General features: G+C 68.0%; 13 protein-coding genes and 1 pseudogene. 9 read left to right on the top strand and 5 right to left on the bottom strand.

The genetic code is table 11. From position 1 onward, the window contains the following. Both ACIQ87_RS10565 and ACIQ87_RS10570 read left to right on the top strand, forming a co-directional pair. Nucleotides 1–228, top strand: a pseudogene (locus tag ACIQ87_RS10565) (electron transfer flavoprotein subunit beta); the annotation flags it as partial. A 45-nt stretch (nucleotides 229–273) separates the two neighbouring features. Further along, the gene (locus ACIQ87_RS10570; protein WP_402404567.1) at nucleotides 274–1,236 is read left to right on the top strand and encodes an electron transfer flavoprotein subunit alpha/FixB family protein; all 963 of its coding nucleotides are present in this window, start codon (nucleotides 274–276) and stop codon (nucleotides 1,234–1,236) included. 156 nt (nucleotides 1,237–1,392) lie between these two features. Here the strand turns inward: ACIQ87_RS10570 and ACIQ87_RS10575 are convergent, their stop codons facing one another. Then, a complete protein-coding gene (locus tag ACIQ87_RS10575; protein WP_402404569.1) occupies nucleotides 1,393–1,830 on the bottom strand; it encodes a hypothetical protein in 438 nt (145 codons plus the stop codon). Nucleotides 1,831–2,012: 182 nt separating this feature from the next. Here ACIQ87_RS10575 and ACIQ87_RS10580 point away from each other — a divergent pair, with 182 nt between their 5' ends. The 4 genes from ACIQ87_RS10580 (at nucleotide 2,013) to ACIQ87_RS10595 (ending at nucleotide 6,153) form a co-directional block, all read left to right on the top strand. After that, nucleotides 2,013–3,164, top strand: a complete 1,152-nt coding sequence (locus ACIQ87_RS10580) for an acyl-CoA dehydrogenase family protein (protein ID WP_402404572.1) — start codon at nucleotides 2,013–2,015, stop codon at nucleotides 3,162–3,164. Between the two features lie 145 nt (nucleotides 3,165–3,309). After that, nucleotides 3,310–3,993 carry a TetR family transcriptional regulator gene (locus tag ACIQ87_RS10585; protein ID WP_402405127.1) on the top strand — a complete coding sequence of 228 codons (684 nt, stop codon included), beginning with the start codon at nucleotides 3,310–3,312 and terminating at the stop codon, nucleotides 3,991–3,993. 169 nt (nucleotides 3,994–4,162) lie between these two features. Beyond that, nucleotides 4,163–5,524: a chloride channel protein gene (locus tag ACIQ87_RS10590; RefSeq protein ID WP_402404574.1), complete on the top strand. Its 1,362-nt coding sequence runs from the start codon at nucleotides 4,163–4,165 to the stop codon at nucleotides 5,522–5,524. A 359-nt stretch (nucleotides 5,525–5,883) separates the two neighbouring features. Next, nucleotides 5,884–6,153, top strand: coding sequence for a hypothetical protein (locus ACIQ87_RS10595; RefSeq protein ID WP_402404577.1), 270 nt, complete (start codon nucleotides 5,884–5,886; stop codon nucleotides 6,151–6,153). Between the two features lie 355 nt (nucleotides 6,154–6,508). Here the strand turns inward: ACIQ87_RS10595 and ACIQ87_RS10600 are convergent, their stop codons facing one another. Continuing rightward, the gene (locus ACIQ87_RS10600; protein ID WP_402404579.1) at nucleotides 6,509–6,748 is read right to left on the bottom strand and encodes a GntR family transcriptional regulator; all 240 of its coding nucleotides are present in this window, start codon (nucleotides 6,746–6,748) and stop codon (nucleotides 6,509–6,511) included. A 159-nt stretch (nucleotides 6,749–6,907) separates the two neighbouring features. Between ACIQ87_RS10600 and ACIQ87_RS10605 the strand changes: the two genes are divergently transcribed. Further along, nucleotides 6,908–7,279, top strand: a complete 372-nt coding sequence (locus ACIQ87_RS10605) for a hypothetical protein (protein ID WP_402404582.1) — start codon at nucleotides 6,908–6,910, stop codon at nucleotides 7,277–7,279. 114 nt (nucleotides 7,280–7,393) lie between these two features. Here the strand turns inward: ACIQ87_RS10605 and ACIQ87_RS10610 are convergent, their stop codons facing one another. From ACIQ87_RS10610 to ACIQ87_RS10620, 3 genes are all read right to left on the bottom strand, one after another. After that, nucleotides 7,394–7,633, bottom strand: coding sequence for a hypothetical protein (locus ACIQ87_RS10610; RefSeq protein ID WP_402404584.1), 240 nt, complete (start codon nucleotides 7,631–7,633; stop codon nucleotides 7,394–7,396). An 898-nt stretch (nucleotides 7,634–8,531) separates the two neighbouring features. Next, nucleotides 8,532–9,422, bottom strand: a complete 891-nt coding sequence (locus ACIQ87_RS10615) for a hypothetical protein (protein ID WP_402404587.1) — start codon at nucleotides 9,420–9,422, stop codon at nucleotides 8,532–8,534. Between the two features lie 62 nt (nucleotides 9,423–9,484). Next, the gene (locus tag ACIQ87_RS10620) at nucleotides 9,485–9,751 is read right to left on the bottom strand and encodes a hypothetical protein (RefSeq protein ID WP_402404589.1); all 267 of its coding nucleotides are present in this window, start codon (nucleotides 9,749–9,751) and stop codon (nucleotides 9,485–9,487) included. A gap of 1,700 nt (nucleotides 9,752–11,451) precedes the next feature. Here ACIQ87_RS10620 and ACIQ87_RS10625 point away from each other — a divergent pair. Both ACIQ87_RS10625 and ACIQ87_RS10630 read left to right on the top strand, forming a co-directional pair. Further along, nucleotides 11,452–11,787, top strand: a complete 336-nt coding sequence (locus ACIQ87_RS10625) for a hypothetical protein (protein ID WP_402404592.1) — start codon at nucleotides 11,452–11,454, stop codon at nucleotides 11,785–11,787. 329 nt (nucleotides 11,788–12,116) lie between these two features. Beyond that, nucleotides 12,117–12,911: a hypothetical protein gene (locus ACIQ87_RS10630; protein ID WP_402404595.1), complete on the top strand. Its 795-nt coding sequence runs from the start codon at nucleotides 12,117–12,119 to the stop codon at nucleotides 12,909–12,911. Nucleotides 12,912–12,913: the final 2 nt, after the last annotated feature.

Raw genomic sequence — 12,913 nt, forward strand, 5'->3', positions numbered from 1 at the left:
CGGTACCCGTCGTTCAAGGGGATCATGGCGGCGAAGAAGAAGCCGGTGCAGTCGCTGGACCTGGACGACCTGGGCATCGAGGCGGACGAGGTCGGTCTGGCGGGTTCGTGGACGGCGGTGGAGTCGGTGGCGGCGCGTCCGGCGCGCACCGCGGGCACGGTCGTCAAGGACGAGGGCGAGGGCGGCAAGGCGCTCGCCGGCTTCCTCGCCGACCAGAAGTTCATCTGAGCCGCCCCCACCCCCCGACCCAGCGAAACACGGAGACATTGAGCAATGGCTGAGATTCTCGTCCTGGTGGACCACGCCGACGGTGCGGTCCGCAAGCCGGCCCTGGAGCTGCTGACCCTGGCCCGCCGCATCGGTGAGCCGTCCGCCGTCGTCCTCGGTGCCGGTGCGGCCGCGGCCGACATCGCGGCGAAGGCCGGCGAGTACGGCGCGGCGAAGGTGTACGTCGCCGACGGCGCCGAGTTCGCGGACCGGCTGGTCGTCCCGAAGGTGGACGCCCTGGCCCAGATCGCCAAGGCCAACGACGTGGCCGCCGTGCTGGTGACGTCCTCGGGTGAGGGCAAGGAGGTCGCCGCGCGCGTCGCGCTGCGGATCGGCTCCGGCATCATCACCGACGCCGTCGACCTGCGCGCCGGCGACCAGGGCCCGATCGCCACCCAGTCGGTGTTCGCCGCCTCGTACACCGTCGACTCCCGGGTGAGCAAGGGCGCGCCGGTCATCACCGTCAAGCCGAACGCCGTCGCCCCGGAGGCCGCCCCGGCCGCCGGCGCGGTGGAGAACGTGGCCGTGGAGTTCACCGGCAACGCCGCCAAGGTCACCTCGCGCACCCCGCGGGTGTCCTCCGGCCGCCCCGAGCTGACCGAGGCCGCGATCGTGGTCTCCGGCGGCCGCGGTGTCGGTGCCGCCGAGGGCTTCGGCGTGGTCGAGGAGCTCGCCGACGCGCTGGGCGCGGCCGTCGGTGCCTCGCGCGCCGCCGTGGACGCCGGCTGGTACCCGCACAGCAGCCAGGTCGGCCAGACCGGCAAGCAGGTCTCCCCGCAGCTGTACGTGGCCAACGGCATCTCGGGCGCGATCCAGCACCGGGCCGGCATGCAGACCTCGAAGACCATCGTGGCCGTCAACAAGGACCCCGAGGCCCCGATCTTCGAGCTCGCCGATTACGGCGTGGTCGGCGACCTCTTCGAGGTGCTGCCGCAGCTCACCGCCGAGGTGAAGGCCCGCAAGGCCTGATCCCGCGACGACGACGGAGGGCGTGGCACCGAGTGGTACTCGGTGCCACGCCCTCCGTCGTCTCCCGGCGGTTTCCCGGCGCGTCTCCCGGCCCCACCGGTCGGTGGCGCGGTCCGCGACCGCGCCCGTGACGCACCCCGCGGCGTACCCCGCCGCTCACTCCGCGACGAAGGCCGCGAGGTGCTGGGTGAAGCCGCCCTGGGCCGGCGGCAGCGGGCGCGGTTCGGTGTCCGGCGGCGACGGCGGCTCCTCCATCGGCAGCAGCCGCAGCTCCGGCTGGTCGGAGTCGGGGGAGGAGAGCAGCCGCACCCGGGTACCGACCGGGACGGTGCTGCGCATCCCGCCCACGATGCACCAGACGTCGAAGCCCTCCGCCATCCGGATCAGCGACTTCTGACGGACCAGCGGCGTCCGGGCCTGCTCGACCGCGCAGCGCCGCACCACGCCCGTGCCCTCACTGGGCTCCAGCCTGAGGTCGGTGGAGCCGCAGGTGGGGCAGAGCAGCCGTTGGAAGGTCGGGTTGTTGCACCACGTGCAGCGCTGGAAGTACAGCGTCGTGCTCCGGGTGTCGGCATCGATGGCTGAGTGGACCACGCTGTCATCTCCCTGCGCTCGGACGGCTCGTTCGGCGGAAGTACGGCGGAAGTACGCCGGAAGTTCGGCACGAAAAGGATAGGGAACTCAGTGCCGTCAAGGGAAGGCACTGAGTTCCCTTTTTGCCGCGCGCATGCATAATGAAGGGTACTGAGTACCGTCGTGAAACAGGAGTGGCGATCATGAGCCAGGAGTTCGATCTCTTCCGGATCTCCGAGGAGCACGAGATGCTCCGTGAGGCGGTGCGTTCGCTGGCCGAGGCGAAGATCGCTCCGTTCGCGGCGGAGGTGGACGAGCAGGGGCGGTTCCCGCAGGAGGCGTTGGACGCGTTGCGGGGTAACGACCTGCATGCGGTGCACGTGCCGGAGGAGTACGGCGGTGCGGGGGCGGACGCGCTGGCGACGGTGATCGTGATCGAGGAGGTGGCGCGGGTGTGTACGTCGTCCTCGTTGATCCCGGCGGTGAACAAGCTGGGGTCGCTGCCGGTGCAGTTGTCGGGTTCGGAGGAGCTGAAGGCGAAGTACCTGGGGGCGCTGGCGCGTGGTGAGGGGATGTTCTCGTACTGCCTGTCGGAGCCGGAGGCGGGTTCGGACGCGGCGGGGATGAAGACCCGGGCGGTGCGGGACGGGGACTTCTGGGTGCTGAACGGTGTGAAGCGGTGGATCACCAACGCGGGTGTGTCCGAGTTCTACACGGTGATGGCGGTGACGGATCCGGAGCTGCGGTCGAAGGGGATCTCGGCGTTCGTGGTGGAGAAGGGCGACGAGGGGGTGTCGTTCGGTGCGCCGGAGAAGAAGCTGGGGATCAAGGGTTCGCCGACGCGTGAGGTGTACTTCGACAATGTGCGGATTCCGGCGGATCGGATGATCGGTGCGGAGGGGACGGGGTTCCAGACGGCGATGCGCACGCTGGACCACACCCGGGTGACGATCGCGGCGCAGGCGGTGGGGATCGCGCAGGGGGCGCTGGACTACGCGAAGGGGTATGTGAAGGAGCGCCGGCAGTTCGGGAAGGCGATCGCGGAGTTCCAGGGTGTGCAGTTCATGCTGGCGGACATGGCGATGAAGCTGGAGGCGGCGCGTCAGATGACGTATGTCGCGGCGGCGAAGTCGCAGCGTGGGGACGCGGATCTGACGTTCTTCGGTGCGGCGGCGAAGTGCTACGCGTCGGATGCGGCGATGGAGATCGCGACGGACGCGGTGCAGTTGCTGGGTGGGTACGGGTACACCCGGGACTACCCGGTGGAGCGGATGATGCGGGACGCGAAGATCACGCAGATCTACGAGGGGACCAACCAGGTCCAGCGGATCGTGATGGCCCGCAACCTCCCGTAACCCGCGCCGACACACCCCCGACGGCCGGGCCGGTCAGCCGCCCGGCCGTCGGGGGCCGACGCATCCTCCCGATGCTAAGTTCCGGTGAATGAGCGAGAAGGAAGAGCAGGACCAGCCCATGAACGACGGGCCCTCGAAGCCGGCGATGCGCGAGGCGCTGGTGGCCGCGGCCTTCGAGCTCTTCCTGGAGCGCGGCTTCGAACAGACGACCGTCGACGACATCGTGTCGCTGGCCGGCGTCGGTCGGCGCTCCTTCTTCCGCTACTTCCCGGCCAAGGAGGACGTGGTCTTCCCCGACCACGAGCGCAGCCTCGCCGAGATGACGGAGTTCCTGGAGTCCGGCACCGGCGAGGAGGACCCGGTCAGGCACGCCTGCGACGCCGCCCGCCTGGTCCTGCGGATGTACGCCGAGCAGCCCTCCTTCTCCGTCCAGCGCTACCGGCTGACCCGCAGGGTGCCCGGCCTGCGCGCCTACGAGCTGTCCGTGGTCTGGCGCTACGAGCACACCCTCGCCGCCTACCTGCGCGGCCGCTTCGCCGACCGCCCGGACGGCCCGCTGCGGGCGGACGTGATCGCCGCGGCCGTCGTCGCCGCGCACAACCACGCCCTGCGCACCTGGCTGCGCTCGGGCGGGGAGAGCGACTGGGTGGCCGAGGTGGACGCGGCGATGGCCTTCGTCACCGGCACCTGGGGCGACCGCCCGGCCGAGGGCGCCGCCGAGGGCGAGTCCGACGACGTCGTGGTCCTGGTCGCCAGCCGCCGGGCGCCGCTGTGGCGGATGGTCCAGGGCATCGAGAGCGCGCTGGGCACCGACGCCCGCCGGCTCTGACGCCCACCCGCGCCGCCACCCACGCCCTCACCCGCACGGAGCAACCGGGCCCGCCGCGGCCCCGGTTGACGGCCCGTGCGCCGTGCGGGGCTCCCGGCTCCGGGCGAGACTCGGTCGCAGGACGCGGTCTCCCGGGCGGCGGGCGGCCCGGGAGCGCGAGGGAGCGGCCATGCCGACGACGTCCCGGCAGCCGGACGGCGGTCCGACCCTGCACGAGGTGCTGCTGCACCGGGGCTACCTCCGCCTGCTGCTGGTCTCGGCGCTGGTCGGCGTCCCGGTCTCGCTGGCGGCCTTCGGCTTCGTCGGCCTGGAGCACCAACTCCAGCACTGGGTCTGGGAGAGCCTGCCGACGGCGGCCGGCTACGGGCGCGCCCCCTGGTGGTGGCCGCTGCCCGCGCTGCTGCTGGCCGGCCTGCTGCTCGCCCCGATCGTGACCCGGCTGCCCGGGAGCGGCGGCCACGTCCCGGTGGACGGGCTCGGCGGCCCGCCCACGCCACCGGTCGCCGTCCCCGGCGTGGTGCTGGCCGCGCTCGCCGGTCTGCCGCTCGGCGTGGTGCTCGGCCCGGAGGCACCGTTGATGGCGCTCGGCGGTGGCCTCGCCCTGCTCACCGTCCGGTCCGCCAGGCGGGCCGAACATCCGCAGCTGTTCGCGGTGTTGGGCACCGCGGGTGCGGCGGCGGCGATCTCCACCATCTTCGGCAGCCCGCTGGTGGCCGCCGTGATGCTGATCGAGGCGGCCGGGCTGGGCGGCCCTCAGCTGATCGCGCTGATCCTGCCCAGCCTGCTGGCCAGCGGGGTCGGCGCGCTGATCTTCACCGGCTTCGGCCACTGGACCGGCCTGGCGATCGGCGCGCTGTCGCTGCCGCACGTGCCGAAGAGCGGTGTGCCGGACGCGGCGGACTTCCTCTGGGGCGTCCCGCTGGCCGTCGCGATCGCCGTGCTCTGCGTGGCCGGGCAGAACGTCGGCCACCGGGTGAAGGCCCTCACCACGACCGGCACCGCCCGGCAGACCGCCGTGCGCACCGTGCTGTGCGCGGTCGCGGTCGGAGCCTGCCTCGCCGCGTACGCCCTGCTCACCGGGCGCTCCCCGGAGGAGGCCGCGCTCTCCGGACAGGCCACCCTGGCCGTGCTCGCCGCCGACCCGGCCGCGTGGTCGGTTGCCGCGCTGCTCGCCCTCGTGCTCTGCAAGGGGCTGGGCTGGTCGATCGCCCTCGGAAGCCTGCGCGGAGGCCCGATCTTCCCGATGCTCCTGCTCGGGGCGGCCCTCGCCATGGCCTGCGCACCGCTGCCCGGATTCGGTGCCGCGCCGGCCCTGGCCGTCGGCCTGGCGGCCTCCGCTGCCGCCGTCACCGGCCTGCCCGTCACCAGCGCGGTCCTCGCCGAGGCCCTGCTCGGCGGCGAGGCGGCGAACTCGACGCCGCTGCTGATCGTGTCCACGGTGGCGGCCTTCATCACCGCGGAGTGGCTGCGCGGGCGGCCGAGGCGGCAGACCGGCCCGGTCGGCCGCACGGAGCCGGCGGAAGCCGGCTGACGCCCGGCCCCGGCCCCGGCCCCGGCCCCGGCCCTGGCCCCGGCCCTGGCCCCGGCCCTGGCCCCGGCCCTGGCCCCGGCCCTGGCCCCGGCCCTGGCCCCGGCCCTGGCCCCGGCCCCGGGCGTCCGCGTCCGCCCGGGGCGGAGAGTGACAAGGGTGTGCTCCGGCCGACTGATCCTCAGAAATGGGCATACGAACTGTATTTCCGCTGGTAGGAGCGGCGATTCTGACGGAGCGTAAGGGCCGTACGGGTTCCGGCGCCGGTTGCGACGGGGTGCGGGGCGTGGCTCTCTGAAGTCGCGGGGGTGCGGAACGGCACCGCCGCCTTCGAACCCCGAAACTCCGTGGAGGAGATCTGCATGCGTGCTTTCAAGCGTGTCCTGGCCGTCAGCGCCCTCACCGTCCCGCTGGTGATCGGTTGCGCCGGCCTGGCCTCGGCCCAGGAGGGCCTGGACGCGTCCTTCGGCAAGGGCCAGTTCATCGCCAACGAGAACGGCGCCGGTGTCGCCAGCACCCAGTCCTCCGTCAACCCCGACGGCGTCCAGCACGCAGACTTCTGGATCTGGGCCGACGAGACCGGCGTCTACGGCTCCTTCACGGGCGCGGGCGCCACCTGGAACCAGGAGTGACCTAGGGCACGGCCCGGGCCTGCGGATCCCCCCGGAGTCCCCGCGGACTCCGGGGGGATCTTCCCGTTCTCGGCGGAACGCGGGAAACCGGAGCCGAAAAGCAGAAAGGCCCCAGATGAACTGGGGCCTTTCGTTGGTGTCCGAGGGGGGACTTGAACTCTCCTCTCGGGCACCGGCCCGTGAGGCCCTGACCTGCGGGGATGACCCTAACACGCCCCATCCTTGACAGCGCACCGTGCTGGTGCCTCCTGCCTGTTTCTGGCTGTTCAGGACTGCTGTTGGTCATCCCTTGGTCACGCAAGCAGCCAGCCGACCGGGCCCCACACCTCGCCTGCGACACGCCGGCGGGCGGGACCTAGCCGTCCGCTTCGGGGTGCGTCACGAAGCTGCCCATGCCCTTGCGGGTAACCACCCGACGGGCGTCCCGCAGGGCGACGAACGCCTTCCGCACGGTCTTCCGGTCCACGCCGAACTCCTCGGTCAACCGGACCTCGGACAGCCTGTCGTCAGGCTGAAGATCACCAGCCGCGATCCGCTCGGTGATGATCTCCGCGATCTGTTCCCACTTCGGACGGGACGGGCTGAACTCATGCACTCCCCGACCGTAACGGCGAGGGCTAGCCAGGCATAGCCCTGGATGACCATGGACAGGTATGGACAGGTTGAGTACCGTCAGCCACAAAGGAACCCCCGGAAGCCGCTTAGGACCGGCCGCCGGGGGTGAAGCCGACCAGCTTTCGAGGAGCTGTCCGACATGCACCACCTTATCGTTTGGCTCGTCCGCCGAACCCTGGGCCTCTTCCTGCCAGCTCGGGGAAAGCACCGTGCCGTGCAAGCCCCCGCGGCCGCCGTTCCGGCCCCCGCTGCAACACGCATCTCCGCGTCGTCGGTCCCCGCCCCGTACGAACCAAACCCGGAGCCGGGCCGCCTGTACATGGGGCCGCTGATCCGCCCGCACATCGACCACGATGCATGGCTCACCGAGTTGGACGAGATGCAGCGCCAGTACGACGAACAGCAGCGGCAGCAGGAACGGCGCGAAGCGCTGCGTACGGCCGCGCTCGGCCTGCCCGATCCCGGCTATACCTACCCGGGCGCGCACGCCCTCTCCGGGGCGGTTGCGTGACAGCCGGAGAAGGGTGAGACGGCAGAAGACCCCCCTGGATTCCAGGGGGGTCTTCTGTTGCGGCACTCCTGTGGCCACGACGGCACGGGTCGTTACTCGATGCCGAGGCCGAGCCTACCGAACCGGTGGAGGAGGGTTGTCCTGTCCGGACCCCTGTTCGAGTTCGGACGGGCGCGGCGGGTTACGACGGCCCTGCTTGCTGGAACGGTGCTTCCACCACTCGCGCCACCAGGAGAGCCGGTGTGCGGACTGGCGGGGCAGTACGGCGCCGACCATGATCCGGAAGGCAAGTGCGAAGACGAGTAGCCCGACGGCCCACCATGGGGTGTTGTCGGGCAGGGTGATCTGTGGCATAGAGGTTCCCCAAGAAGGGTGGACACCTCGACTAGGCGGCCAGGCTCCAGCCGATGTGGTGCCCGTACTGACTGGTGGCCGGCAGGGGACTCGGCCCCGGTCCTCGGGGGACAACGGGGGCAGCCAATCGTTCGGACCCACACGCACAAACCCAGGTGCGGAGGACTGCGGCCGCCTTGGCTAGACCCACGCGGCTCGGCAGTGGGGGAAACGCCAAGAGAAGCCGGAGATCGCCTAGGAGCTTAATAAGGGCCTGGAGCCGGGTCTTCGTACTGACCCGCCGACCCGATCGTCCAGGACGCCGCATGGCCTTGTAGAACCCGGCGACCCACTCATCCAACGGCCCCGACACTCGGACGCCGGGCTCGGACTCGATCTTTGGCAACTTACGGGAAAGCTGATAGACCCGAGCGCCTTGGCCGAATCGCCGGGCACCCTGCCGAGCGTATAGGACAAGCCAACCCGCCAACTCGTCCGCGGAAACATGGGCATATGTGTGGGGGCCCTGGTCGATCCTCGCCAGCTCTGCGGCGGCAGCGGCCTCAACCGAGGTGAGGTCCGCAACGGTCGAGGGAGTCATGAACGTGCGGAATAGAGTGAGCTGAGGCTTCCGCTTGCACCAGAGGCGAGCCGTATGGAGAGCCGCCTCGGTCTTCCCGACACCCATCTGGGCCGTCACGAGAAGCATGCTCGACACCTTGGCACAGCCCTTCTTCTCCAGCCCGGGAACTGACTGCAAGTCAGCCTAGCGGAGGTTTCAGCATCACTGCGTCGACCTCACCGTGACCCGAGACCGCCCAAGAAGGCACCGGCCCCAAGACGTTGAGCCTCGGGGCCGGATTCCCTGATGGGTGCACCTGAGCATCGTACCGGCCGAACGTTCGCGGCGACGAGCGGTTCACAAGGCCAGCCCCGGCGTGCTTGAGCCCTGGGGAGGACTGGGGCGTGTCTGGGACGAAAGGCGTTCCGGGACTGCATACTCCCGTGTGCGTCGGTCGAACTCGTCGAGGACGGGGCACCCCACCACTCGTGACGTCAGTGTCTCGATCAGTAGATCGTTGGCTCTCTGCTGCCTGAAGATCCCGCTGCGAAGCATGAACGGGACGACAAGAGCTCCGAAAGCAGGCCATGGGCTCCCGGCAGCGACAGTCATGAGGACGGTGAGCCCGCCGATGGCCAGACCAACATTGACACGGAAGGTGGCCTCTGAAGTCAGGCGGTCGTACTCCTGAAAGAGGTCGGCCTTCTCCACCTGAAGGCGTAGTGACAGGGTCCGGAGATCGTCGAGAACATCACGTACGGCCTGTTCGACACCCATTGTCCCGAGCCGTAGCTGGTCGGGCGCTCCGCGGGGATCCGCCTTCAGGGCCATGTCACGGACGAGGGTTCGCAGGGACCTGAGGGAGCCGTGGCTCACCGATGGTGGTGTGCCGTCTTCGGCACGAAACTCCTCACCTTCCCCAAAGACGTCCGGCTGGACATCATTCGATCGCGTCGGCACGTCCTTCAGGAGCTTCCGCATCAACGGGACCCGGATGAGCCGGTCGCGAAGCGATGAGGGGGACACTTGAGCGAGCCCGATGATGTAGGCCGCGAACGAGCATGCGGCCAGCACCGCCGGCAACCCGACAAGATCCTTCAGTTGGTAGGCCGATAGGACTACCCCGGACGCCTGGGCTCGGTCAGGGGCCTGGTCGCGAAGCAGGAACCACAAACCGACAAGCCAGATGTAGCCGGTTGCAAGGGGTGTGCGAAGCTCACGCAGGCCCGGCAGAAGGTTCATAAGCACCGGGGCATCATGGCGGGTGCTTAGGGTACCCGGACGCTGTGTTGGCCGAACTGTAACGCGCCTCAGAGCCGCCTCAGGACGTCCTCGCAGGCCTGACAACGCTTGCTGCGGAGGTAGACCGGGTACCAGGGCTCTCCGGGCCTTCCAGGCCGGTAATGGGAGTTCTCCATGGGCCCGGTGTCCTTCCCGCAGAGGGTCCGCGGCAGCGGGTCCTCAGGGGCCTCGGGGTCTTGGCCGGCGGAGTGCACCAGGAGCACGGCCGGCTCCTCGTCCTCCGGGCTATCCGCCTGGGCCTGGTCCAGTTCGAAGAGGACGATGATCCCTGCCATGAGAGCAGACTGAGCTATTACCTGGGCCTCGGCATCTCCAGTGCGGCCTTTCGGGGGCCGCCTGCGGGGAACACCTCCTCGGGAATGAATTCACTCAAGACTGTAGGGGGTATATACCACCCCCTACAAAATAGATGTATGTGTCCGCCGGCATCAGTCGAGGACACTTTGGCCCGAAGAGTGGCCGGCATCACTCCTGAGCTCCGATTTCATTCATTCAACGTCCCCAGGAAGGCCGCGGAGCGGCGTTTCAACCCCCGAGAGGGCCCTGAAGGCCTCCTGGAGGCCCTAAAACGGCTTCTGAGCAGCCCTGGAGCCCCCACCGGCCGCCAGGTCGGCCCTGACGGCCTCCAGCCCCTCGGAAAGATTCATACCCGTACACAGAGTGAGGACGGCACCCCCGGTGGGTCCTGTGTGAACGCATGCATGTGTTACCCCCGGTGGATATGTGGTATAGGAATGAATGCATTCAAGGGGGTCGGGAGTGGATTCATTCATGGGGCGTCTAGGGAACGTGCTGGTTGGAGGCCCCGCCTGACGGCCAGTCAGGATGTGGCTCCAGGGGTGGTTCGGGCGGCGCTGACGCCCCATCACTTATGGGGATTGTGTGTACTTTCGACCGATCTTCGGTGAAAGTGGTAACGCTGAGATAACGATCCGAACGTAACTTTGTGTAGTCATTCGAGGTTCTGGCGATCCGTCATGTGTCCACTTTGATCACGTATGCACTCTCGACTTCTCCTCTAATCCCTATAGGACCCTTGCGGGCAACACTCTCCGTGCCTATTGAGGAGGGGCGCGTGAAATCAAAACTTGTCGCGAGGGAGGTTCGGCCCTAACGTTCTGGGAGTCGGACCGAGCAACACCGAAACGCCCGGCCAGGAAGTACCGCCCCTCAAGGGGGCAAGGGAAACCGGCTGAAAGGCAAGTAGGGGAGTCGGACCGGCGGAGGGTGAAAACGCCTCTCCCAAGCGCACAGCGGACCGGAGCGATACCTAGCGCGCAACGGTCCCCCGGGTTCGGACGGGTGGTTATGAGCCACCCAACGGGCTACAACAGGGGGGACGGGAAAACAGCGCCAAGGGTCGTAAAGGGATCGAAGTACCTTGACAACATCAAAGGGGCTATCAGCGGCCATTGCGGGCCGCATGCTTCCGGTATCCAAACAGAGGCCGGTGAAACCACCAGCGCATGCGCTGACAGGTCACTAAACCGAAAGGCCGTGAGGACCGGTATGCACGCGGAACTGCGCTGGCAGGCCAGAGAACTCTAGGACCGGGCCGAGAGAGCGTCTAGCAGGCGCTCACGGAGCCTGGCACCGTCAGCCGAAACGATCCTATGTGCTGCGACGATCCGGGAATGGGAAACCAGGACCGGGGAGCAAACGGGGCAGACACGCGACTGACGTAAAACCCATGACTGTGCACTGACCACGCGATGACCAATGCATTGATCCCAGGATGAAAGGACTGGGAGCGAGCGGGAAGCACAGTCGACAGCTCCACGTCATGGTGTGAGCTGGCCTCTCCGGAATTATGGGCCGGTACCTCTTGCACACGTGGTGCGGGTATATGAGGCAGCGCGGCAGGGAGTGCCAAAACCACCCTGCTGGGCCGCGTACGGGTCACACCTGCGCGGCTCGCAATGGACCTGCCTGGAGCAGGTCCAGAATCAGGCCGGCATCAGACCCAGGGAGAAGCATGTCCGAAACGCTCGTGAAGACCGACTGCGGATGCGTTGTTCGAGGAGGGTTCCACACCTTCGACTACGAGATTTACACGGTCGAGGTCCAGGACCGGTTCGGCGGTTTCGTGCGGAACCTGGATGTCATCGCAACCAGCGACGAATCGGCCATTGCTGCGGCCCGGGGTGAGCTGCATCGGCGCAAGCTCGACCCCGAGCGGAGCGGGTGGGGATTCGAGAGCATCGGCTTTCTCACGGCCCGCGCATCTTGCTGCATCACCCGCAACAGGTGTCTGCCCTGCCAGATTAAGGCTGAACGCAAGGCCGTCGGGGCTGATGTTGCCCGGGGGTGAGCCACCCATTTTTTTGCCCAAAAACTTGTCGCGAGGGAATGTAAGTATTCGACCTAAGTGGGGTAATGGTAGATGGCTCTGGAGTATCGGGTCTGGGATGAGGCCGGGAACCTGTTCGGGGTTCACCGGACTGTGAAGGCAGCCGAAAGGACGGCGGGCACTGCCCGTAATGCCTGTCGAAAGCAGTGCCGTACGAGTGGGAAGGAGGTGACCCCTGGACGGGGCGACTTCCGGTGCGGCGTGCTGAGTCCGCATGGGATTCACATTCAGGTGGTCGACGGCGAATACGACGTCACCGGTCACGTCTACTAGTAGAGAGAGAATGAATCATGTCTGGAGCGCGCACGCGTCGTATCGCCCGAATCCGGGCCGCCATGCCTTTCACGGCGAAGCTGGCAGAGCTCTCCGTGGAGGCGCACAAGGGACTTTCGTTCCGCATTGACCGGGACAGCTTCACCAGTACGTGGTACGCCACCCCTTTCACGCAAACTCGGGATGCCGATGCGCTGGAGGAAAGCAACTGGGCGGTCATATCCGAGGACCTGGATAAGAGGTTCCCGGAGTCCGTGGAGGTGCACTCCTTCGGGCACTTTGCCTGCGGCTACTACGAGCGTCTTTACGTCCGGACCGATGACGCACTGGCCATCCGCGCCATTCAGGATTGGGTGGAGCGTCTGGAAAACCACCCGGTGGCAAGTGACGACCACTATTCCGAGGTCGAGTGGGAGCGTAACCACCCCTCTGAGCATGAGTGCTACTCGGAAGACCCGGATTGCGGCTGCGAGAAGAACACCCACTCGTGCCGTGAACAGCTTTGGGGCGCCGTTGAGCGGGCGGGGGCAATCGATCTCACAGCGGAAAGCTACTGGTGCCGGTACTGCAATGGTCACATTGACATGACGGATGCGGACCGTGCCGAAATGCTACGCCGGCTTTACGGGCGTCGGAAGTGGTCCGACTACAGCCGGGCGGATTTCGACCCCCAGGCGGCGGCCAAGCACGCGAACGCCCAGGAGCGCTACCGCCGAGAGGTCCGTGCGTGGCAGGAGCGGGGACAGCTCGACCTCTTCTCGGATGATCCCGCACCGACTGTTGACGACCTGATCGAGCTGACGGGCCTGTGAGG

This window comes from Kitasatospora sp. NPDC096204 (genome assembly GCF_044763205.1).
In the GTDB taxonomy this organism is placed as follows: domain Bacteria; phylum Actinomycetota; class Actinomycetes; order Streptomycetales; family Streptomycetaceae; genus Kitasatospora.

Bases quoted from the DNA above. Each gene is read 5' to 3' on its own strand.
- ACIQ87_RS10620 (WP_402404589.1), bottom strand. From the start codon at position 9,751: ATGGCAGGGATCATCGTCCTCTTCGAACTGGACCAGGCCCAGGCGGAT.
- ACIQ87_RS10605 (WP_402404582.1), top strand. From the start codon at position 6,908: ATGCACCACCTTATCGTTTGGCTCGTCCGCCGAACCCTGGGCCTCTTC.
- ACIQ87_RS10580 (WP_402404572.1), top strand. From the start codon at position 2,013: ATGAGCCAGGAGTTCGATCTCTTCCGGATCTCCGAGGAGCACGAGATG.
- ACIQ87_RS10585 (WP_402405127.1), top strand. From the start codon at position 3,310: ATGCGCGAGGCGCTGGTGGCCGCGGCCTTCGAGCTCTTCCTGGAGCGC.
- ACIQ87_RS10590 (WP_402404574.1), top strand. From the start codon at position 4,163: ATGCCGACGACGTCCCGGCAGCCGGACGGCGGTCCGACCCTGCACGAG.
- ACIQ87_RS10625 (WP_402404592.1), top strand. From the start codon at position 11,452: ATGTCCGAAACGCTCGTGAAGACCGACTGCGGATGCGTTGTTCGAGGA.
- ACIQ87_RS10595 (WP_402404577.1), top strand. From the start codon at position 5,884: ATGCGTGCTTTCAAGCGTGTCCTGGCCGTCAGCGCCCTCACCGTCCCG.
- ACIQ87_RS10570 (WP_402404567.1), top strand. From the start codon at position 274: ATGGCTGAGATTCTCGTCCTGGTGGACCACGCCGACGGTGCGGTCCGC.
- ACIQ87_RS10630 (WP_402404595.1), top strand. From the start codon at position 12,117: ATGTCTGGAGCGCGCACGCGTCGTATCGCCCGAATCCGGGCCGCCATG.
- ACIQ87_RS10610 (WP_402404584.1), bottom strand. From the start codon at position 7,633: ATGCCACAGATCACCCTGCCCGACAACACCCCATGGTGGGCCGTCGGG.